General features: G+C 43.6%; 1 protein-coding gene. It reads left to right on the plus strand.

Going from position 1 to position 1,095, the window contains the following annotated elements; genetic code table 11:
- Positions 1 to 39: 39 nt before the first annotated feature.
- Positions 40 to 1,095 (plus strand): IS3 family transposase gene (locus HYG93_RS19165; RefSeq protein WP_178962799.1). Its coding sequence is split into 2 segments (ribosomal slippage), with 1,057 coding nucleotides annotated over them: positions 40 to 292 and positions 292 to 1,095; the frame shifts between segments, so codons are not numbered across the junction. This gene is flagged as partial in the annotation.

The following is a 1,095-nucleotide window of genomic DNA, read 5'->3' on the forward strand; positions in this document are numbered from 1 at the left end:
AGTAGAATTTTCTCTTAAGATACGAGCAGGAGATTCTGCATGAAAACATCTAAATTTACTGATAGTCAGATCATGTCCATCTTGAAACAGGCAGAATCTGGCACACCTGTAGCGACCCTTTGCCGTGAACACGGCATGAGTAATGCTACCTTTTATAAATGGCGTGCCAAATATGGTGGTATGGATACATCATTAATGGCTCGACTGAAAGAGCTAGAAGCCGAAAATACCAGACTTAAAAAGATGTATGCGGAAGAGCGATTAAAGGCCGAAATCATCCAGGAAGCGATGGCAAAAAAGTGGTAGAGCCATCTTGCCGGCGTAAGATGGCACAACAGGCAGTTGCCCAGCATGCCATTAGTATTCGTTTGGCTTGTAAAGCATTTGGCATTAGTGAAACCTGCTACCGCTATCAAGCCAAACTCAGCGATGACAATGCACTCATTGCTGAACAGCTCATTGAACTCACTGAGGAAAATTCCGATTGGGGCTTTGGTTTGTGCTTCTCGTATTTACGGCATGTTGAGAGTTGCTGCTGGAATCACAAGCGGGTTTACCGCATTTACTGTGAGTTGGCACTGAATCTGCGTATTAAACCGAGAAGAAGACTAAAACGGCATGCGCCTGAACCATTGAAAGAACCAATCCGAGAAAATCAGGTTTGGTCATTAGATTTTATGCATGATCAGCTTTCCGATGGTCGCAAGTTTCGATTATTGAATGTGATTGATGATTACCGCCGCGAAGGCCTAGCCATTGAAGCAGGGTTCTCATTGCCCACAATCAGGGTTATTCGTACGTTGAATCAATTGCTGGAGTGGAGAGAAAAACCGTTAGTGATCCGATGCGATAATGGTCCCGAATTTATCAGTCACGAATTTGTGCGCTGGGCTACTGAGCACGGTATTCGTATTGAATATATTCAACCGGGTAAGCCACAGCAGAATGCGTATATTGAACGCTATAATCGGACCATACGTTATAGTTGGCTGAGCAAGCATTTATTTGATACTTTGGATGAAGTACAAGATTATGCAACAAACTGGTTGTGGCATTACAACCATGAAAGACCACATCAAGCTAACAAAGGAAAGC

This window comes from Acinetobacter sp. SwsAc6 (genome assembly GCF_013391565.1).
GTDB lineage: Bacteria > Pseudomonadota > Gammaproteobacteria > Pseudomonadales > Moraxellaceae > Acinetobacter > Acinetobacter cumulans.